A 21653-nucleotide genomic window follows, 5' to 3' on the forward strand; every position below is an offset into this window, starting at 1 on the left:
AGCGCGCTCGGTGCAACCTGATCGAGAATCGTCCGCTCATTCCTTCGTCGACCTCACACCTGCACACGCATGACGTCCAGAACTCCGTTGCTGCCTCGACACCCCATCGCCAGACTGCTCGCCAGCCTGCTCCCGCTGCTGACCGCCACGGCCGCGCACGCGAGCGGCGACTCGGGCTGCTATCCCGGCGCCGCACTACGCCAGCCCAGCTATGCCTGCGGCGGCCTGCCGATTCTCAGCCCAGGCAACGACACGCGTATGAACGCGATGCTACTGATGGCCGACAGCAAACAGCTTTCGCAGACGCTGCCGGACCCGAAGAAAATTCCCGCAGCCGATCGTACGAATTCACTCGTGGTGCCGTTTCTTTACGACTACTCGGGCTGGATCAATATCGGCCAGCAGGGCGGCAGCAGCGATGACAACGCCAGTTCGACCTATGCCGACGGCGAAGGCAACATCTGCCGCAGCATCGAATCGGGCAGCGCGGATTTCAACGACGCCTTGAGCGCCGCGAAAGGCTTGCCGGCCGACGAAGCCGCACGTCTGCGCGCTGCACGCAGCGATCTCGCCCAGGCGTGCCCGGCGAGCGACAGCGGCAACAACAACACCAGCAGTGCAGGCGACTGGCACAAACCCACGGGCCTGAAGAGCGCGCTGGGCCAGCAGTTCGCCACCTATCTGGACGGCGCCAACGCGTTTTATCGATACGATTTCTTCACCGCGACGAAGTCCTTCGCCAGCGCCTCGCACAGCACCGATCCGTGGTTGCGCGAAGCCGCGCTCTACATGACGGGCCGCGCGCAACTCAATGCCGCGCAGGCCAACGCATTCGGATCGGATAGCAACATCGACCGCAGCAAGGTTATTCAGGTTTCGCTCAACGCCGCGCAAACGGTCTTTAGCACCTATCTGAAGGTCTATCCGGGCGGCCAATATGCCGACTCGGCGCAAGGTCTGCAGCGTCGCCTGGCGTGGCTCGGCGGCAATTCCGTACAGCAGGCCGACGGCTACGCGCGCGCCTTCGCACGCTGGGCGCCCGACGCGTCAAACGTCCCGCTCATGCAACTCGCCAACGAACTCGACAGCAAGCTGGTTTTGAGCAATGCCGATGCAACGAAAGTGAAGTCGCCGGGCGTTCTCGCCATCGTCGATCTGATGCGCATGCGTGCGAATGGGAGTTTCGATTCGACGCAACTCAAGCCCATCACGCTCGACGAATTGCAGACGCAAAAGCCGCTCTTTGCCAGCAACCCGTCGCTGTACGACTATCTGCTCGCCACCTATCACGTCTATGTCGATCACAAGCCGGATCAGGCGCTCGCGCTGCTGCCCGACGCGCCGCCCGCAGCGGATGCCCCGCTCGGCTATTTCGCGCTGAGCCAGCAAGCGCTGCGTGCATTCGCGCTCGAAGACAACGGTCAGGCCGATAAGGCGCGCCAACTCTGGAGCGATCTGATTGCGCTGGCCAAACTGCGCCTCCAGCGCGAAGCGCTCGAACTCGCGCTCGCAATCAATCTGGAGCAGGCCAATCTGGTCAATCGCGCCTTCGCCGACGATTCGCCCATCCAGAACGCCGCGCTACGCTCGATGATGCTGCAACACGCAGCGAACGCCGACCTGTTGCGCGCACAGGCGCAAAACAAGGCCACGAGCGGCGCGCTGCGCGATATCGCGCTCTACACGCTGCTCTACAAGGAATTCACGCGCAGCCGATATGCCGATTTCCTCGCCGATCTCGCGCTGATGCCCGCTACGCCGAACGATGCGCTCAAGCCGTTCACGCTGCCCGGCGCGAAGAACGACGACGGCTATACGTGCCCGTCGGCGCGCGACATCGCCGCGACGCTGCAGATGAATCCCAACGACCCGAAGGGCCTGAACTGTCTCGCGGAGTTCGCGCGCAACCATCCGCCAGCGAGCGGCCTCGGCGAGAATACCTATGAGCTCGAACCGCCCAATCCGTCCGCGGACACTACAACGCTGGGCAGCAAGCCGTCGGAGTTTCAGGGTTCGCCGTATCAGCGCATGACGAGCTATCAGAGCGTGATCGGCAATTCGCAGGCCAGCGCCAACGACCGCGCCTATGCGCTGTATCGGGCGATCAACTGCTTTGCGCCGGGCGGTTATAGCGAATGCGGCGGCAACAAGTTGCCGAAGAGTACGCGCAAGCGCTGGTTCACCCTGCTTAAAACCACGTATCCGTCGAGCCAATGGGCGCAGTCGCTCAAGTATTACTGGTGAACGTGAAGCAAGCATTCTGCGCGGCCCTGCTGGCGTGCGCGCAGATGGCATCGGCATCGGCCAGCACGATCGATGCCGCGCAATACGACGCGTTCTGGCTATGGGCTGGCGTGAAGTCGCAGGCCGTCGTGCACGATGCGCGCACGATCTACGTGCTACAAGGCCAGATCGAAGCCGCGCCCGGCGATGAATCGCAGGTCCGCTTCATCGCCCAAGGCGCGGCGACACCCAACGCGCCGCACGCGCAAATCTGGCTGGCGTATCGCGCGCATACGCTGCACTGGACGCCGCGCATCACGCAGATCATGCTGGCCCAGCTCGCGCGCTGGCGTGCGTGGGGACATCGCTCGGGGCATGAAGTCGTGGGCATTCAGATCGACTTCGATGCGCGCACGTTGCATCTTCAGGACTACCTTGATTTCCTGCGCACGCTGCGCAAAACACTGCCCGCCGATTGCCGGTTGAGCATCACCGGGCTGCTCGACTGGAGCAGCCGTATCGACGCGAGTCAGGTCAACCAGCTCAAGCAGATCGTCGATGAAGTGGTGGTGCAGACCTATCAGGGCCGCCACACGATCACGCGTTACGATGCGTATCTGCCGCGGGTGGCGCGCCTGCAATTGCCATTTCGCATCGGCTTGATCGAAGGCGGTACGTGGGATGCGCCGGACTATCTCGCCGCGAATCCGTGGTTTCGCGGTTATGTGGTGTTTCTGCGCAACCCTTGAATCGCAGCGTCGCGCAACTTAACCATCGGTGGGCGGACGTTTCGGTTGGAAGGGCACGAACTGATATTGCGGGCCTTGCGCGCGCGGGCCACACAGGTGCGCGCGTAACGGCGCACTCACGGCGCCGTTGCCAATGGCAATGCGCAAATACGCCGTGTCGATGCACTGCGTATCGTCGAACACGTCGCCCGTTACCCAGTGCAGGCTGGTTTTGACCGTCGCCTGCGGGGGAATCACGAGCGGCAGCAAAACCGGCCCAGGATGCATGCCGGGCATGGCTTGCAAGGCGGCGCGTAGCGGGTGTTTGTGCGAATCGAGAAACGTAATCCCAGGCCGCGCGGGAATCGAACACGCAACGGCGCTGCGATTACGCAGCATCAGATACGTGCCGCCATGCGACATGCCGTTGAAATCGCCGCCTCCATCGTCAAGACTCAGTGCGAGTTGGCGCGGCTGGCATGGTGTGGATTGGGCGTAGGCGTTCGCGCCTTGAAACGATGCGGCCGCAACCAGCAGCAGGCTCACGAAATGTGCTTTGCTGAATTTCGATCCGGTCATAGTCAATCGCTCCTCTTTTCGCCTTCGGGCGTCAGCCAGTCGAATCGATTGTAATGGAAAGCCAAAAGCTGGTTCTTTACGTCTTTACGCATTTCATATTCCTGACACGCACTCGGCAATTTCCCTTATACCGATTTAATGTTTGAAATAAAGATCGTTGCGCGCGCAAATGTCCGAACGGTATTTGACCGCGATCACACCACATCGATCGATCACACAGCTTCGTTCGCCAGTGCGGAAAATACTTGGGGTGTAGTCCACCCTTCGAAATCAAAGCACTTCGAAATGACCATTCCAGTCCGCCTGATAGCTGCACTCGGCGCAATGAGCGCAACCGGCTTTACGTCGTTCGCTTTTGCACAGCAAACCAATACGTCCAACGCTAACACGTGCGAGTTGCACGCCGACGCCACGCTGCCGCTGAATTCCCCGCTGGCACACATGGGGCCATAACACGCCCCGCCGCAGCGTGATAAGCGTTATTTGCTTTCCCACATGAAGTTTCGGCGCAAAACGTCCGATAACGTCAGCACGGGCCCTCTCTCCATCGCTGACAAAAAACTTTCATGTCCATCTGGCGCAAACTTTCCATCCAGAACAAGCTGGTTCTGAGCATGACCACCTGCCTGCTGATTTTTATCGGCATTTCGAGCGGGCTGAGTATCTGGCTGATCGGCGGCACCGTGCGCGAGCGCGTCGTGAACGACGAACTGCCCACCGCCGTCAACGGCATCCGCGCCGATGTCCAGCGCCAGCTCGCCGGCCCGATCACGGCCGCGCGCGCCATCGCGCTCAATCCCTTCCTGCAGCAATGGGAAGCCGATGGCGAGCCCGAAACCGGCGCGGCCAGCTGGACGCGCCTCGCCGCCAATATCAAGGCGGAGGAAAAAGCCGCCAGCGTGCAGTGGATTTCGGCGAAAACCGGCAACTACTACACGGAAGCGGGCCTGCAACGCAAGATCGGCGAGCAGGACGGCTGGCTCAAGGCCTTTCTCGCCACCGGCAAGCCGTACGAAGTGAATATGGACCGCGATGTCGCCGTCGGCGGCTACATGATGTTCATCAACGCCCGTGTGCAGGGCGCGGATAACAGCTCGAACAGCGTCGCGGGCATGGCGCTGTCCGTCGATGCGCTCGCCGCCGGCATTTCCAGCTACAAGATCGGCCAGACGGGTTTTGCGTATCTCGTGCACCCGGACGGCACGATCATGATGCATCGCGATACCGCCCTCGTGGACGGCAAGCACTTCCTCAAGGACATGCCCGGCATGCCTGCCGATACCGCCGCTGCGCTGCTCGGCGGCAAGACTTACACGTCGATGACCTACCCCGCGCCCGACGGCACGCGCTACATCGCCACCTCGCTGATTCCCGAGTTGAACGCGTACGTGGTGGTCGAGGTGCCGCAGGCGGAACTGCTCGGCCCGTTCGAGCGCACGATTCGCACCGCCACGCTGATCGCCGCCGTGGTGGGTCTTGCCGCGGCGCTAGGCGTGATTCTGCTGGTGGGCCGCGCGATTGCCGCGCCGGTGCGCCGCGCCGCCATGCTGCTCGCCGAAATCGCCAATGGCCAGGGCGATCTCACGCGCCAGATGACCGTCGAAACCGGCGACGAAGTCGGCCAGCTCGCCGATGCCTTCAACCGCTTCGTGGCGTCGATGGGCACGCTCGTGCGCCGCGTGCGCGCTTCGTCCACGTCGATTGCGATCGGCTCCACGCAGATCGCCATGGGCAACGCCGATCTCAGCCAGCGCACCGAGGAACAGGCGAGCAATCTCGAACGCACGGCGGCGTCGATGGAAGAAATCACCGCCGCCGTGAAGAACAACACCGACACGGCCCGCACCGCCGCGCAGATGGCGAGCACCGCCTCCACGGCTGCGGCGCAAGGCGGCGAAGTGGTCGGCCAGGTGGTGAGCACGATGGAGCAGATCAGCACCGCGTCGCGCAAAATATCCGAGATCATCGTCGTGATCGACAGCATTGCGTTCCAGACCAATATCCTCGCGCTCAACGCGGCCGTGGAAGCCGCACGCGCCGGGGAACAGGGGCGCGGCTTCGCCGTGGTGGCCTCGGAAGTGCGGAATCTCGCGCAGCGCAGCGCGCAGGCCGCCAAGGAAATCAAGGCGCTGATCGAGCACAGCGCGGGCACGGTCGATGCCGGTTCGCGCCTGGTCGCCGATGCGGGCCGCGTGATGGGCGACGTGGTCTCGCAGGTGCAGGGCGTGAGCACGATGATGAGCGAGATTACGTCAGCGAGCGTGGAGCAGAGCGCGGGCATCGGCCAGATCGGCGATGCAGTGCAGCAACTCGACGAGGTCACGCAACAGAACGCGGCGCTGGTGGAAGAAAGCGCGGCGGCGGCGGAAAGCCTCAAACAGCAGGCCGCCGAACTGGACCGGCTGGTGGCGGTGTTCAAGGTGGGCGAGGAAAGCACGCTGGGGTAAGCACTGCCCGGCGCTCTCCGGCGCATTGGCCGGAAAGCGCCTAAGCTTTAACTGAGCTTTAAACATCGGGCCATCCCACGGCCCTTCCGGACATTTCGATGCGCGCTCATCGCCCTACCCGGGCGGCGGAGCCCGACGCGCTGCCGCCTCACCTTCGCCGTGCGCACTTGCCGTGGCCGGCGCGGATAACACGTGTCGCGTTGCGTGCCGTGTTATGTGCGGCGTTGATCGCTCTTTCGTCGCTTGGTGCGCGGTTCGGCGCTTGGGCGGCACCGCGCAACGCCGTTGTCGTGATGAGCGTCGATGGCGCAATCGGCCCCGCCAGCGCCGATTTCATCGTCCGCACGCTCACTCGCGCCGCGCAGCAGCATGCGGCGCTCGCGATTCTCCAACTCGACACGCCAGGCGGCCTCGACACCGCCATGCGCGAGATCGTCAAGGCGGTCCTCGCCTCACCGGTGCCGGTGGCCGCGTTCGTCGCGCCGGGCGGCGCGCGGGCCGCGAGCGCGGGCACCTACATCGTCTACGCGAGCCATGTCGCGGCGATGGCGCCAGGCACCAACCTCGGCGCGGCGTCGCCGGTCCAGCTTGGCGCGGGCACGCCCGGCCTGCCGGCTGCGCCGGGGCCGGCCTCGCCTTCGGGCGCTTCCACTCCGCTGCCCAGGGACACCGCCTCCACCGAAGCCCGCAAGATGACGCACGACGCCGCCGCCTACATTCGCGGCCTCGCGCAACTGCGCGGCCGCAACGCCGCGTGGGCCGAACGCGCCGTGCGCGAAGCCGTGAGCCTTTCGGCCAGCGAAGCGCTCGATCAGCACGTCATCGACCTGATCGCGCCCGATCCCGCCGATCTGGCCCGCCAGCTCGACGGCCGCGTCGTCGCCACTGCGGCGGGCAATGTGCGCCTTGCCACCGCGCATGCGCCGCTCGTTGCCGTCGCACCCGACTGGCGCAGCCGCCTGCTCGCCATCGTCGCCGATCCGAATGTCGCGCTGATCCTGCTGACGATCGGCGTCTACGGCCTGTTCTTCGAATTCGCCAATCCCGGCTTTGTGCTGCCGGGCGTGGCGGGCGGCATCTGCCTGCTGGTCGGTCTGTTCGCGATGCAGCTTTTGCCGGTGAATTACGCGGGCCTCGGGCTCGTGCTGCTCGGCCTGGGATGTCTGGTCGCCGAGGCGTTTTTGCCGACCTTCGGCGTGCTGGGCTTGGGCGGCATCGTGGCGTTCGCGTTCGGAGCGGTGATGCTGATCGATACCGATGTGCCCGGCTACGGCATTCCGCTGCCGCTGGTGGCGGGCCTGGCGCTGGGCGGCGCGGTGTTCGTCGCGTGCGTCTCGGGCGTGGCGCTGCGCGCGCGGCGGCGGCCGGTCGTCACGGGCTCCGAGGCGATGGTGGGCAGCGAAGGCGAAATCATCGACGACGGCTTGCAAGCGCCGGGCGAAGGTGCGGCCGCATCGACAGGCTGGGCGCGCGTGCGTGGCGAGCGCTGGCGCGTGGCTTGCGCGCTCCCGCTCGGGGCGGGCGCGCGCGTTCGCGTGACGGCGCGCGACGGTCTCACGCTCACTGTCGCGCCGCTGGCCGGCGCCGCTGTGAATCAAAAACAATCGCATGAAGCGACCTCGTCGGGAGGGTCATCGTCATGATCGGCTTTACGTTTGGCTTTTCGAGTCTGTTGATAGTGCTCGCGGTGGTGCTGGCCGTTTCCGCGATCCGCGTCTTCCGCGAATACGAGCGCGGCGTCGTGTTTATGCTGGGGCGCTTCTGGAAGGTCAAAGGGCCGGGCCTCGTGTTCATCTTGCCGGTCGTGCAGCAGGCCGTGCGTATCGACTTGCGTACGGTCGTGTTCGACGTGCCTTCGCAGGATGTGATCACGCGCGACAACGTGTCGGTGAAGGTCAATGCGGTGGTGTATTTTCGCGTGGTCGACCCGGAAAAGGCCGTGATTCAGGTGGCGCGTTATTTCGAAGCGACAAGCCAGCTTGCGCAGACGACGCTGCGCGCGGTGCTCGGCAAGCACGAACTGGATGCGTTGCTGGCCGAACGCGAACAACTGAATGCCGATATTCAAAAGACGCTCGACTCGCAAACGGACGCGTGGGGCATCAAGGTATCGACCGTCGAAATCAAGCACGTCGATCTCAACGAAACGATGATCCGCGCGATTGCGCGCCAGGCGGAAGCGGAGCGCGAGCGGCGTGCAAAAGTGATTCACGCAGAAGGCGAATTGCAGGCCTCCGAACAATTGCTGCAGGCGGCGCAAAAACTCGCGTTGCAGCCGCAGGCGATGCAATTGCGGTATCTGCAAACGCTCACCACAATCGCCGCGGATAAGAATTCGACGATTGTGTTTCCGTTGCCAATTGAATTGATTTCGGCGGTGATGGAGCGGTTGGGGGTGCCGAAAGCGCCTTGAGCGAGCGTGACACGATGAGGCTATTGCAGCGGTAAGACGGAGTTAGCCGCCGCTTTTTGCGGCAACGCCACATGGCTGTAGACTACATCCGCTCTACACTTGCCTCCTGACAATTCGACTGCAATGCGGAAATCGCAACCTGACATCGTAATCGATGGTACTGAATGCATCAGCGCGAAACCTAGCGGTATTGGTCATTACGCCCTTGGTATAACGAGCGGACTCGATGCTTTATCTGAAGACGGAATACTGTCTTACTCGATATTGTTGAGAAAAAAGACCGCCGATCATCTCAAGCATTTACCGCTCGATAATCTTTCCAGAAAATACACCTTCGGCTCGCTTCGCCGCAACATAGCGCATCAGATCGTCAAGCGTAAACTTGGCATCACGATGGACAGCCTGCTTCCCAAGGGCGCTTACTATTTCCCTGCTTTCCACGCATTGCCCATGCGATCGCGTACATCGGCCGTCGTGGTACACGACATGGCCTATCGCGACATTCCTGAATGCGTGACGCAGTATCACGTCGATCGTCTAACCCGCACTCTCGCCAATACCGTATCGAGCGTTGGAAATGTGATAGCGGTCTCCGAATTCACAAAAGAAAGAATTCTTCATTATTTCGACATCGATCCTGATCGCATTTACGTTGCGCCACCGGCGGTAGATCGCGAACTCTATCGACCGATGGAAACAAAGCGAGCCGAATTGATTCGAAAAAAATACGGAGTTGAATGCGGCCAGTACATCCTGTCTGTCGGCAACCTCGAACCGAGAAAAAATCTCGTTAGCCTGATCAAAGCCTTTTCTACGCTGCCTGCCTCCGTTCTCAAAGACTTTTCTTTGGTACTGGTTGGCGCGGATGGCTGGAACAAGGAGGAACTGGAACGGTGTATCCATGAAGCGACGAGCCTTGGCGTTGCCATCGTCCGGCCAAACGCTTTCGTAGCAGACGAAGATATGCCCGCGTTCTATAGTGGCGCGCACGGATTCGCCTTTGTGCCGTTGTACGAAGGTTTCGGCATGCCGACACTGGAGGCGTATGCTTGCGGTGTTCCCGTGCTGGCCACCAGAGTGCCGTCGTTAAGGGAACAAGGAAGCCGCGAGAGCGCCGCCCTCTTCGTGGAACGTCCCCACGATATCGAAGAGATCGCTGCAGGTTTGCTTCAACTGGTGTCCATCAACGCAAATGAGCGGGCCGGCAAACGCATCGCCATGGAGCAGCATCTTTCAGGCTTCAGCTGGAAGCGCAGCGCACTTGTCACCGCGCGGGCCGTTCTCGGCGAGTCCGCCAGCGACACGCTCCGTACCTATCAGGAAGCGACCGCGAATCCGTTGAATGCGGCAACATGCGTCATGGCGTGATAAACGCCCGAGTGTGTCTCTCATGACAAAGCGGGCGTTTTCCCGTAGTGTGGGAACTTGATTACACGTAGAAAATAGCCTTAAATTATTGATCCCACTGGATGACTCTGTACATCATTGGATCGCCAAATGGATTACAGCCCCGAAGCCATCCACACAGTCGCGCTGGTCGGTCACGCCGGCTGCGGCAAGACCTCGCTTGCCGAGGCCCTGCTGCATCAGAGCGGCGCGCTACACGCGCAAGGCAGCGTGCAACGCGGCACCGCAATGTGCGATTTCGATCCGCTTGAGCGCAAGTATCATCATTCGCTCAGCTCCGCGCTCGCGCATCTCGACTATCGCGACACGCGCATTTATCTGCTCGATACGCCCGGTTATCCCGACTTCGCGGGCATGTCGATCGGCGCCTTGCCTGCGGTGGAAACCGCGGCCATCGTGATCGACGCGCGCACCGGTATCGAAATGACCACGGCGCGCATGATGGCCGCCGCCGAGGCGCGCGGGCTCTGCCGGTTGATTATCGTGAACGGCATCGACGGCGAGAAAGTCGATTTACCCGCACTGCTTGCACAGATCCAGGAGCGCTTCGGCAAGCAGTGTTTGCCGATCAATCTGCCTGCAAAAGGCGGCTCCGACGTAGTCGATTGCTTTTTCAATCCGTCCGGCGAGGCGGATTTTTATTCTGTGGAAGCGGCGCACAATGCGCTAGTCGATCAGGTGATCGAGCTCGATGCGGATTTGATGGAGCTCTATCTCGAACAAGGCGAAGCGATTCGTCCCGAGCAATTGCACGAGCCTTTCGAACGCGCGCTGCGCGAGGGCCATCTCGTACCGGTGTGCTTTACATCGGCGGCAACGGGCGCAGGCATTGCACAACTGCTCGACATTTTCGTGAGCCTGTTGCCCAACGTGACCGAAGGCAATCCACCGCTGTTTTACCGCGAGACCGGCGATAAAACCGAGCCGGTGAAAGCCGAGCCACGCGCCGATAAACACGTGCTCGCGCATGTTTTCAAGGTCGTGGTGGACCCGTATATCGGCAAGGTTGCGCTGTTTCGCATTCATCAGGGCACGGTCACGCGCGACAGCCAGCTTTATATCGGCAATGACCGCCAGCCGTTCAAGGTCGCGCATTTGCTGCTGATGCAAGGCAAGGATCACGTCGAGATTCCGCGCGCCGGGCCGGGTCATATCTGTGCGGTCGCGAAAGCCGACGATATCGCCTTCGGCGACGTGCTGCACGACGCGCCCGAAGACGGCAACATCCATCTCACGCCGCCCGAATTCCCGAATCCGATCTACGGTCTTGCCATCGAACCCGCGCGGCGCGGCAACGAGCAGCGCCTCTGGGACGTGCTGCAAAAACTCACTGCCGAAGATCCCTGTCTCGTCATCAGCCATCCCGCGGGCACCAATGAGACCGTCGTGCGTGGTCTGGGCGAGCTGCATCTGCGCTACATGCTGGAACGGCTGACCGATCAGCACAAGCTCGAAGTCATCACGCGGCCGCCCACCATCGCATGGCGCGAGACCATCGGCGGCAAGGCGGAAGGCCATTGCCGCCACAAGAAGCAGACCGGCGGCGCGGGTCAGTTCGGCGAAGTCATGTTGCGCGTCGAGCCGCTGCCGCGCGGCGCGGGCTTCGAATTCGTCGATGCAGTCAAGGGCGGCGCCATCCCCACGCAATTCATTCCGGCCGTCGAAAAAGGCATCCAGCAGGTGATCGACAGCGGCCCGCTTGCGGGTTTTCCGATGCAGGATGTGCGCGTGACCGTGTTCGACGGCAAGAGCCATCCCGTCGATTCCAAGGAAGTGGCGTTCGTGACGGCCGGGCGCAAGGCCTTTATCGATGCCGTGCTCAAGGCGCAGCCCATCGTGCTCGAACCGATTGTCGATATCGAGGTGATGATGCCCGAAGCGGCAATGGGCGACGTGATCGGCGATCTCTCTTCGCGGCGCGGACAGGTGCACGGCACGCGCAATGTGAATGGCAATGCGATGGTGATTGCAGGCAAAGTGCCGCTCGCCGAACTCAACGACTATCAATCGCGCCTGAATGCGATGGCAGGCGGCAATGGCAATTACAGCATTCAATTGAGCCATTACGATGCCGTGCCGCCCGCACAGCAGGACAAGCTCGCGGCGCAGCATAAGGCACGCGGCGGCGAGGTCGAATGAAACGCGCAATTCATCCTGTGGTGAAACTCGCGGCATAATCGCGGCTTCGCAGCATCACGCTGCCTTCAAGGGTGCCCTCCGGGCCCGCGATTCATGGCCGATCTGTTCGCATCGCACGCCCAGCCGCGCACGCCGCTTGCGCAGGCGCTACGCCCCGCAAGCGTCGACGAGGTAATCGGCCAGTCGCATCTGCTCGGAACAGGCAAGCCGCTGCAACGCGCGTTCGCGTCCGGCGAAGCGCATTCGATGATTCTCTGGGGGCCGCCTGGCGTCGGCAAAACCACGCTCGGGCGTCTCGCCGCTCAGGCTTTCGACGGTGAATTCGTCGCGCTTTCGGCGGTACTCGACACACTCAAGACAATTCGCGCAACGCTCGATGACGCCGGGAAAAACTATCAGCGTACCGGTCGCCGCACGATTCTCTTTATCGACGAAATTCATCGGCTCAATGCGGGTCAGCAGGATGTGTTGCTGCCTTTCGTAAGCGCGGGGCAAGTGATCCTGATCGGCGCGACGACTGAAAATCCCAGCTTCGAACTCAATCGCACCCTGCTCGCTCGCGTGCGCGTGCATGTGCTGCATCCGCTCGACGCGTATGAATTGCGGCAATTGTTCGAACGCACGCGCGAACGCGCGCTGACTGAACTCGAATTCGATGCGCTCGCCGTGGAATCGCTCATTCGTTATGCCGATGGCGACGCACGGCGGCTGCTGAATCTACTGGAGCAGATTGGCACGCTGTCGACGGCAACGGGCACGCGCACTATCGACGAGGCCTTTGTTTCAGGGCTGCTTACACGCGGCGCGCGGCGCTTCGATAAAGGCGGCGAACAGTTCTACGATCAGATCTCCGCGCTGCACAAATCCGTGCGCGGCTCGAATCCCGATGCCGCGCTCTATTGGCTCACCCGCATGCTCGACGGCGGCGTGAAGCGCAGCTATCTCGCGCGACGCATTATCGCGATCGGCTGGGACGATATCGGTCTCGCCGATCCACGTGCGTTGCGCTATGCAAGCGATGCGGTGAAAGCGAGCGAATTACTCGGCGGCGAAGAAGGCGATCTGGCGCTCGCGCAGGCGGTGCTGATGCTCGCCTGCGCGGCGAAGAGCAATGCGGGCGGTGTGGCGCTCTCGCTGGCACGCGGGTTTGTCGCGCATGACGGCGCGCGGCCGGTGCCGGCGCATTTGAGCGTGGCCGCGCAGGCCTTGAGTACGGGTCGTCAGGGCTACCGGAATCCGCACGACGAAGCACACGGATACGCGGCAGGCCAACGCTATTTGCCCGATGGCGTGCCGGAACCCTATTGGTATCGACCCGTTCCGCGCGGGCTGGAAGCGCGCTTCGCCGGGCGGCTGGACTGGCTGCGGGAAATGGATGAAGAGGCTCGGGAGGGCGATTGATCGCAAACCTCAAACGCTCCGACCCCACTCCTGAATAATCGCATCGACATAATGGCCATGCCGCACGATGCATTGAAGAATCACGCGCGCGAAGCGTAATATACGTGCGATCATATCGCTCCGTTATTGACCCTCTGACTGGCCGCCCAGGCCGGGAGACCCGACGATGGATATCGCGCCGACCGACGCCATTCCGGCCATTTCGAACACCACGCGCCCTGACGCGGCCACGCTGCAACTCACGGGCCGTCTGCTGCGCCCGCAGACGCTCACGCTCGACGCGCTGCGCGCCTTCCCGTCCGTGACCTGCGCGCCCTTCGATCTGCGCTGCTACACCACGCAACGTTTCATTCGCACGGTCGAGCCCTATCGCGGCGTGTTGCTGACCGATCTGATCGAGCACGCCGGGCTGCACTGCGAAGTTCACGGCGAATTCAAACGGATGATCTTTCTCGCGATCGGCCATGACGGCTACGCGGTTCCGTTCACGTGGCACGAACTGTTCAATACGCCGGTTGGCAAGCAGGCGCTCATCGTCTACGAATGCGGTGGCGTGCCGCTCAGCGAAGAGGACGGCGCGCCTGTGCTGTTTTCCGGCGCGGACCTCGTGCCCGCGCCGCGTCACGTCAAACGGCTCGCACGCATCGATGTGCGTGCGATGTCGATCTGACGCCGACGGTCATTCGCCCAGATTCATCGTCAACCTGCGCCAGCCGCCGTCGCGCTCGTCGCCGACGATACGCCCCGCGCCCAGCACGATCGCGCGCGATTCCTGCGCGGGCAGTTGAAGTTCGATCGTGTCGGCCAGGAACGCGCGGTCTCCTTCGCGCGCGACGGTGATCGAAAGCGTTCCCGCCTCGCCCCGCGCCGAGATGACCCACGTGCCGCTCGCGCCTTCGCGCGACTCGCCATCGTCTTCGACATAGCGCGCGCTCGTGCTGCCCTCGCCCGCCATCGGCACGACGATAAACGCGCGGCGATCGGCGCGCTGGTTGAAATGCTGTTCGGCAACGTTCAGCGCAATCACACCGCCTTCGCGGATCAGCATCACCGGCTGCTCCCACGGCGCGGGCAAGGTCACCGTCTGGCCGCCATCGAAAGCCTGGCCGCTCCAGTAATCGACCCAACGCGCGCCCGCCGGCAGATAGACCTGCCGCTCGCGCTGGCCCGCTTCGAAAACCGGCGCAACCAGCATCGACTTGCCGAGCAGCATGTCGTCGCATTCGGCGTAACACTGCGCGTCTGCGGGAAACTCGGCGAATGTCGGGCGCAATACCGGCTCGTATTGCGCAGTCGAATCGTGCAGCAATTGATAAAGATAGGGAATCAGCCGATAGCGCAGTTTCAGCAATTGCGCGATTTTCGGTGTGAGTTCGGGATACATCCATGGCTCGTTGACCGTGCCGTCGTCATTCCAGGAATGAATGCTGAAACGCGGCATAAACACGCCGAATTGCACCCAGCGCAGCAGCAATTCGGGCTCCGGCGCAGGGCCGGCAAAGCCGCCAATATCGTGACCGATATTCGACACGCCCGATAACGCCAGCCCCAGTCCCATCTTGAGGTTGTAGCGCAGCGTCTCCCATGACGTGGCGTTATCGCCCGACCACGTCTGCACATACCGATGCATGCCGACGCCGCCCGAACGCGAAACCAGATAGGGCCGCTTTTCAGGTGCATAAGCCTGCTGCGCCTCGCGCGACGCGCGCATCATCAGCATGGTCTGCAGCACCTTGGCTTCGCGCGCGGGGAATGGCTTGCCGAAGCCGTGCGCAATGGCATTGGGCGACCAGATTTCGAATTCGTTATTGTCGTTCCATGTCGACGCAATGCCATAACGCAATAGCGCATCGGTCACGTGCTGCTTCCACCATTCGACGGCAGCCGGGTTCGTAAAGTCCAGATAAGCGCCGACTTCGTCCCAGAACTGCACCCACGCCGGTTCGCCGTTCGACGCGCGAATCAACAACCCGTCGCGCTCTACCTGTTCGAATTCCGGATGATCGCGCAGCAGACAAGGCTTGATGTTGGCGCACAGCTTCACCCCATGGTCGAGATAGCGCTGCACGAAGCCATCGACATCGGGAAACTTCTCGCGATTCCAGTTGAACACGTAACGCTTCGCGCCAATCGACGTATAGCCCGACGACAAATGAAACGAATCGCACAGGATGTCGTGTTCGGCGCAGCGATCGGTGAATTCGTTCATGCGCGCCTGCGCGTCCGGCGCATCGGTATAACTCATGGTCGAGCCCGAATAGCCGAGGCCCCATTTCGGCATCAGCGCCGGGCGGCCCGTCATCCACGTAAAGCGGCGCACCGCGTCGAGCGGCGTGCCCGGCGAAGCGATGAAGTAATAGTCGAGATCGCCGTGATCGGCCACGAAATGACGATAGTGGCCGTGATAATTATCCATCTCGCGGCCCATGTCGAAGGTGCAATCGGCAAGGGTATCGTAGAACAGGCCAAAGCCTGTTTGCGTCTGCGGGCGCCACGTCAGATAAAACGGAATGTGCTTGTACAGCGGATCGGTCGTCTTCGCGCTGTAACCCATCGCATCCACATTGGTCATGCGGTACGACTGATTCGCGCGATTGAGTTCGCCCGCGCGTTCGCCCAGCCCGAAATACATCTCGCCAGGCAGGCGGCGTACGTAGTGATAAACGCGCTCGTCCCACCAGCCAAAGTTATAGGCCTGCGTATTGCGGTCTTCCATCGCCGCAATCCATTCGCCATCCTGATTGATTTCCCACGAACAGAAGCCACCGTCCAGCTGTACGGTCAGGCGGATTTTCGCCGTGCTCACACGCACATACCCGGGCGTGCTTTCGCTCGCATAACGCGGCAAAGCAAAACCCGAAAGATCGAGGCGGTCGCGTCCTTCGAACGGCACGTCGTCAGCGCCCGGCGCAATCGCCCAGCTACGCGGGCCGTGCGCCTTGCCATCGGGCAGCACGCGCACCCGCACGATATCCTCTTCGAGCACGAAGATTTCGAACGCCGCACCCTGCTCGCTTTGCAGCGCGAGGCGATTGTCGGCGTCGTCGACCAGCCGGAAAAGTGGGCGATTCAAAAGCGATGCCATCTGGCGATTCCTTAAACGATTGCTTGATACGTTGTCTTTAGAACACCGTCGCGATGCCGAGCATGCCGACAAATTGCGAACGCGTGGAAGATGGCGTCGAATTCTGCGAGTCGCCCACGTCCGGCACGGCGTCGACGATCGCGCCATTCGCGCCGAGCGTCTGCCCGCTCGCGTGCTGCCATGCCTGCAACGCGTAAAGCGTCGTGCGTTTCGATAAGTGATACGCCTGCTTGAGCGAAACCTGCTGATAGCGTGCCGCACTGGTGACGCCATTGGCTTTCGACGCCAGCGTCCACGCGTAGCCGCCCGCTATATCGAATGCAGGCGTAATGCGATACACCGCATGCGCAGCGTAGGTATTGAAAACGGCCGTGTCGCGGAATGCCGAATAGCTGCCGGAGAGATATTCGACGTTCGTATAAGTCAGGCCCAGCGTGAGGCCACCGGTCGTCCATGCCCCGGCAATCGCGGCATTCTGCACCGCGCGTGCCGAAAGATAACCCGCATTCAGCGCCGAAGTCGCAAACGAGCCGGTCGCGCTGGAATCGAATCCCGCCGTGCGGCCAGTATTGTTCATGCGCAGGAAACCCGCGGCGAGATTCACGCCGCCAATCGAATAGCGCACCGCGCCGCTCCAGCTTTGCCCCGCGCCGACATTGCCGGGCACGCCGCTCAAGCCATAAAGCGCGCTCGCGCTAAAACCCTGCCAGTTCGGCGATGTCCACGTGACCGAATTGTTGATGCGCACCGTCGTATCCAGACTGTCGATATCGCCGGGGTGCGCGCCCGTGGCGCCGGTCAGATACGTGCTCGAAGCAAGCGGCCCGACCAGCAGGAAATACGGCGTGTACTGCCGGCCCATCGTGAGCGTGCCCCAGGTCCTGTTTTGCAGACCCACATACGCCTGGCGATTGAAAATCAGACCCGAGGATGACGCCGTGCCGTTGTTCGGATCGAAACCCGCCTGCAGATCGAAGATTGCGCTCGTGCCGCCGCCCAGATCTTCCGTGCCCTTGAAGCCGAATTTCGACGCATACAGATTGCCCTGCCGCAGATACACATTCGAGTGGCCTTTCTGGTTGTTGACGTAGGCGATTGAATCGTCGAGCACACCGTAAAGCGTGACGCTCGATTGCGCGTGAGCCGCCTGCACGCCGACGGACAGGCCAGCGGCCAGCAAGGTCCTGATCGTTTTGCTGCGGTACGAGAAGTGTGATGTGTGCATTTTTCTTTTATCGTTTGGAGTCCGATCAAATCACGCAGCGGCGCGCGAGGCGGGCATGGCGGCGCGTGCTTCGCGCGTCTGTCCGCGTATCAGCAGAATCAGTAAGGCCGCGCCAATCAGATCGAACGCGCCAAGACAGCCAAATAGCGGCCCGAATCCCACCTTATCGGCGAGCGCACCCACCATCAGCGAAAATCCCAGTCCGCCGATCCACGCCGCCATGCCGCCGAAACCGCTGGCCGTGGCGACTTCATCGGGATCGAAGACATCGGCGGACAAGGTGTTGACGAGCGTGGACAGCATCTGATGCGCGAAGCCGCCGAGGCAAAACAAGGCGATCGCCATATACGGCGACGCGACAAGGCCAATACACGCCGGGCCGATCATCATGAAGGCGCCCAGCACGACGCCCGCGACCCGCGACCACAGCAAAGGCACGCGGAAATAGCGCATGAGGAACGGCGAAAGATAGCCGCCGAGAATGCCGCCCATATCGGCCGCCAGGAACGGCAGCCACGCGAACATGGCGATCTGCTTGAGATCCATGTGCCGCTCGGTGGCGAGATAAAGCGGAATCCAGAAACTGAAGGTCTGCCACGCCGGTTCCGCGAAAAAGCGCGGCAGCGCGATGGCCCAGAAACGCCGCGAGCCGAGAATATCGAGCACCGGACGCCGTCCCACCGGCGCGACACGCGCCTGACCGCTCTCGATCAATTCGCGTTCCTGCGCGGAAATACGCGGATGTTCGGCTGGCGAGCGATAAAGCACATACCAGACGGCGGCCCAGACGAAGCCGAGTGCGCCCGTCGCCACGAACGCGGACTGCCAGCCATAGCGCAGCGAAAGAAACACCACGAGCGGCGGCGCGAGCAAGGCGCCCAGCGACGTGCCCGCGTTGAAATAGCCCACGGCGACGGACTTTTGCTTGTCGGGAAACCACTCGGCGACGGCTTTCATGCCGGAGGGAATCGCGGCCGCCTCGAACACGCCGAGCAAACCGCGCATCATGCCGAGCGAAGTCCAGCCGGTAGCGAAGCCGTGCAGCACGCCCGTCGCGGACCAGAGCGCCGCGAACAGAGCAAAGCCAAGCCGCAGCCCGATCAGGTCGACGATGATGCCGCACACCGGCTGCATGATCGTGTAGCCCACCTGGAACGCGCCCACCACGTACGAATACTGCTGCGTGGACATATTGAGCTCGCCCTTCAGCTCGGGCGCGAGCACGCCGAGCGAATTGCGCGTGAGGTAATTCATGATCGTGCCGATGCAAACCAGCGCGATGATCCACCAGCGCAATCCTTTGATGCCTTGCGAGACTGCCTCCATACCGCTTGTCTCCGTCTTGTTTTGATCTGCTTTCGATCTGTTACGTTGTCGTATGACTATGCCGTTTGTTGGGGCGGCGAAACACGACTATCTTTCGTCATCGATGCACGAGGCATTGCCCGCGATCCCGACGACAGGCCGATCCTATGTTCGATTTCGAACATGGTCAATAGGCAAAAGGCCTATAAACGAACAGAAACGAAAACGCGGACAGGCGCAGATTTAAGTACGACGTCAGACATCTTTAAGCAATGTAACGCCGCTACGGCTGCCGACGTGGCATGCGATCCACAGGATGCGACGTGAAACGGCGTGCGTTGGAATCGGCAGGATTTGGCTGTTAGTTGCAGATGTTGAATGTAAAAACGGCGCCACACGGGCGCCGCTGACAGGCTGGCAGAAAAGTGCAGCCCTGTGCCCCTCAATCTGGATCGCCGCGGCGCAGCGGCGCGCGGCTTTTTTCGTTGTTGATGTGCACGAACTTCGAGAGCAGCGCGAGAAAGGTTTCCTGCTCTTCCGCCGAAAGCGTCTGCATCATGCGCCGGCGCAGTTCATGCACCGAAGGCACGAGGCTGTCCAGTAGCGCCTCGCCCGCGCCGCTCAGACGCAGCAGGCGCACGCGCTTGTCCTCGGGCGGCGTAAAGCGCTCGATCAAGCCCTTCTCTTCGAGCCGGACGGCGAGCGTGGCGGTGGTCGAATTGTCGAGCGCACAGTAACGCGCGAGCGTCACCTGATCGATATCCGCATGGTCCTGAAGAATACGCAGCGCGGCGTACTGCACCGGCGTGATATCCGGGCCCAGCACGGTATGAAACATCGACACGGCGATCTGATGCGCGCGACGAATCAAATGGCCCGGTTGTTCGTAAAGATCGGTGGACAGCTCGTCTTTTTTCTTCTTGCGCGCCCGAGTGGCTGGCCGCGGTGCCGTACTGCTCATGGGATGTCCTCTGGTCAAACGGTGCTGCATCGCGCCCGTTTCTCGATGCGGCGATTTTAGCGCATCGCCTGGCCCGCTCAGGTCCCGCGCACGTATCTATTTCGCGTTACCGCCCCAGGGAAGGTACTGAAAACGCCCCAGCCATTTCTTATGTACACTGAACGTTAGATGTTAAGCATGCTGAATATCGTCGATATTGCAATCGGCCGGAACAGGAGACACCATGTTCGCACTCAACCAGTGGTACATCGCAGGCTTTAGCTGGGAACTCGATCAGGACAAACCACTCGCCCGCACGTTGCTCGACAAGCCGCTCGTATTATTTCGCACTCCAGATGGACGCGCCGCCGCACTGGAAGACCGCTGCTGTCATCGCGCGCTGCCCTTGTCGTTCGGCACGATCGAAGAGCGCGGCTTGCGCTGCGGCTATCACGGCTTGCTATTCGGCCCGGACGGCGCGTGCCTCGACATTCCCGGCCAGGACAAGATCCCCGGCAAATGCCGCGTGCCGGCCTATACCTTGAGCGAAAAAGACCAGATTCTCTGGCTCTGGTTCGGCGATGCCGATCATCCTGCGCCGCTGCAAGATCCGCCCGACTATCCGTGGCACGCAGATCCCCGCTATGAGTTTCGCGGCGATGTCTATCATTACGACGCGCCCTATCAACTCATTCACGACAATCTGCTCGACCTGAGTCACCTGGGTTACGTGCATCTGCGCACGATAGGCGGCGACCCATCGACGCATATGCAGGCCGAAATGAAAGTCGAGAGTGCGGGCAATACGGTGCGCGTCGTGCGCCATATGCGTCACTCGAAGCCGCCTGCCACCTATGCGGCCGCATGGCCGTTCGCGGACAGGATCGACCGCTGGCAGGAAATCGAATTCGACGTGAGCCATCTGCGCATCTGGACCGGCGCCGTGGATGCGGGCAGCGAAACACTGGACGATCCGTCGCGCGGCGGTTTTCATATGCGCGGGCTGCATGGCGTCACGCCGGAAACAGCCAACACGACGCACTATTTCTGGACGATGTCGACCAACCGCCGCCCCGACGGCGGCAGCAATATGGACAAGGTGTTCGAACAGACAGCGCTGACTTTCGAAGAGGACAAAGTGGTGATCGAAGCGCAATATCGCAACCAGCAACGCTTTGGCGCGGGTCCGCAGATCGATATTCACGTCGATGTGGGCGCCAATCGCGCGCGGCGCATCATTGCCGGTCTGACGTCGCCGGGCTGATCCGCAGCGGCGCGCGGCTCTGCTCATTGTTGAGATCGACGAATTTGCGCAACAGGCGGATCAATTCCCCCGCTTCGCCATCGTCCATGCTTTCGAACAGGCCGTCGTGCAGCGCTTCCACATCCGGCACGAGCCGCAATAGCAGCGCCTCGCCCGCTGGCGTGAGCGTCAGCCGCCGCTGACGCCGCGCCATCATTTCACGCGAGATCCAGCCTTTCGCTTCGAGCCGCGCGGCCAGTTCGGCTGTCGTCGAGGTGTCGAGCGCCACGCGCTGCGCAAGCGTCACCTGATCGATACCCGGCGTTTCGTGCAGCATGCGCAGCACCGCGTACTGCACGGGCGTCACGTCCCGGCCCATCTTTTCCAGAAACAGCGCCACCGCAATCTGATGGGCGCGGCGAATCAAATGCCCCGCGTCGTCATACAGATCGAGCGTGCGCGAGCGCGCATCAATAACGTCGTGCTGGGCTTCAATCGTTGCCATGAAATCGTGCGTG

General features: G+C 62.0%; 17 protein-coding genes. 11 read left to right on the plus strand and 6 right to left on the minus strand.

Translation table 11 applies throughout. The features are described from left to right. Positions 1-69: 69 nt before the first annotated feature. Positions 70-2244 (plus strand): hypothetical protein, encoded by a 2175-nt coding sequence (locus U5A67_RS13450; protein ID WP_321814764.1) that lies wholly within the window; start codon positions 70-72, stop codon positions 2242-2244. A gap of 44 nt (positions 2245-2288) precedes the next feature. Beyond that, positions 2289-2972 carry a DUF3142 domain-containing protein gene (locus tag U5A67_RS13455; RefSeq protein WP_415767831.1) on the plus strand — a complete coding sequence of 228 codons (684 nt, stop codon included), beginning with the start codon at positions 2289-2291 and terminating at the stop codon, positions 2970-2972. Positions 2973-2990: 18 nt separating this feature from the next. Here the strand turns inward: U5A67_RS13455 and U5A67_RS13460 are convergent, their stop codons facing one another. Further along, positions 2991-3530 (minus strand): DUF4232 domain-containing protein, encoded by a 540-nt coding sequence (locus U5A67_RS13460; RefSeq protein WP_321814762.1) that lies wholly within the window; start codon positions 3528-3530, stop codon positions 2991-2993. Between the two features lie 138 nt (positions 3531-3668). On the opposite strand from U5A67_RS13460, the gene U5A67_RS13465 reads away from it, so the two are divergent. From U5A67_RS13465 to U5A67_RS13500, 8 genes are all read left to right on the plus strand, one after another. Continuing rightward, positions 3669-3983: a hypothetical protein gene (locus tag U5A67_RS13465; RefSeq protein WP_321959708.1), complete on the plus strand. Its 315-nt coding sequence runs from the start codon at positions 3669-3671 to the stop codon at positions 3981-3983. A 113-nt stretch (positions 3984-4096) separates the two neighbouring features. After that, complete coding sequence (locus tag U5A67_RS13470) at positions 4097-5977, plus strand: methyl-accepting chemotaxis protein (RefSeq protein WP_321814761.1); 1881 nt, start codon at positions 4097-4099, stop codon at positions 5975-5977. Between the two features lie 98 nt (positions 5978-6075). After that, the gene (locus tag U5A67_RS13475) at positions 6076-7620 is read left to right on the plus strand and encodes an NfeD family protein (RefSeq protein ID WP_415767825.1); all 1545 of its coding nucleotides are present in this window, start codon (positions 6076-6078) and stop codon (positions 7618-7620) included. Further along, entirely contained in the window at positions 7617-8390 is a 774-nt protein-coding gene (locus tag U5A67_RS13480) for a slipin family protein (protein WP_321814760.1), read from the plus strand. Before U5A67_RS13475 ends, U5A67_RS13480 begins: the two co-directional genes overlap by 4 nt. A 123-nt stretch (positions 8391-8513) precedes the next feature. Next, entirely contained in the window at positions 8514-9758 is a 1245-nt protein-coding gene (locus U5A67_RS13485; protein WP_321814759.1) for a glycosyltransferase family 1 protein, read from the plus strand. 129 nt (positions 9759-9887) lie between these two features. Next, the gene (gene fusA, locus U5A67_RS13490; RefSeq protein ID WP_321814758.1) at positions 9888-11936 is read left to right on the plus strand and encodes an elongation factor G; all 2049 of its coding nucleotides are present in this window, start codon (positions 9888-9890) and stop codon (positions 11934-11936) included. Between the two features lie 93 nt (positions 11937-12029). Continuing rightward, positions 12030-13337 (plus strand): replication-associated recombination protein A, encoded by a 1308-nt coding sequence (locus tag U5A67_RS13495; protein ID WP_321814757.1) that lies wholly within the window; start codon positions 12030-12032, stop codon positions 13335-13337. Positions 13338-13503: 166 nt separating this feature from the next. Next, a complete protein-coding gene (locus U5A67_RS13500; protein ID WP_321814756.1) occupies positions 13504-14007 on the plus strand; it encodes a molybdopterin-dependent oxidoreductase in 504 nt (167 codons plus the stop codon). 9 nt (positions 14008-14016) lie between these two features. On the opposite strand, the gene U5A67_RS13505 is transcribed toward U5A67_RS13500, so the two are convergent. The 4 genes from U5A67_RS13505 to U5A67_RS13520 all read right to left on the minus strand — a co-directional run bounded on the left by U5A67_RS13505 (position 14017) and on the right by U5A67_RS13520 (position 19913). Further along, on the minus strand, positions 14017-16422 hold the full coding sequence (locus U5A67_RS13505) for a glycoside hydrolase family 31 protein (protein WP_321814755.1): 2406 nt from the start codon (positions 16420-16422) through the stop codon (positions 14017-14019). A gap of 37 nt (positions 16423-16459) precedes the next feature. Next, on the minus strand, positions 16460-17647 hold the full coding sequence (locus tag U5A67_RS13510) for a porin (RefSeq protein WP_321814754.1): 1188 nt from the start codon (positions 17645-17647) through the stop codon (positions 16460-16462). A 30-nt stretch (positions 17648-17677) separates the two neighbouring features. Beyond that, positions 17678-18973 (minus strand): MFS transporter, encoded by a 1296-nt coding sequence (locus U5A67_RS13515; RefSeq protein ID WP_321814753.1) that lies wholly within the window; start codon positions 18971-18973, stop codon positions 17678-17680. 421 nt (positions 18974-19394) lie between these two features. Further along, positions 19395-19913: a MarR family transcriptional regulator gene (locus U5A67_RS13520; RefSeq protein WP_321814752.1), complete on the minus strand. Its 519-nt coding sequence runs from the start codon at positions 19911-19913 to the stop codon at positions 19395-19397. Positions 19914-20136: 223 nt separating this feature from the next. Here U5A67_RS13520 and U5A67_RS13525 point away from each other — a divergent pair, with 223 nt between their 5' ends. Next, entirely contained in the window at positions 20137-21156 is a 1020-nt protein-coding gene (locus U5A67_RS13525) for an aromatic ring-hydroxylating dioxygenase subunit alpha (RefSeq protein ID WP_321814751.1), read from the plus strand. On the opposite strand, the gene U5A67_RS13530 is transcribed toward U5A67_RS13525, so the two are convergent. Then, complete coding sequence (locus U5A67_RS13530) at positions 21128-21640, minus strand: MarR family winged helix-turn-helix transcriptional regulator (protein ID WP_321814750.1); 513 nt, start codon at positions 21638-21640, stop codon at positions 21128-21130. The genes U5A67_RS13525 and U5A67_RS13530 overlap by 29 nt on opposite strands. Between the last annotated feature and the right edge of the window lie 13 nt (positions 21641-21653).

This window comes from Paraburkholderia sp. J69-1 (assembly GCF_905220255.1).
Classification (GTDB): Bacteria; Pseudomonadota; Gammaproteobacteria; order Burkholderiales; family Burkholderiaceae; genus Paraburkholderia.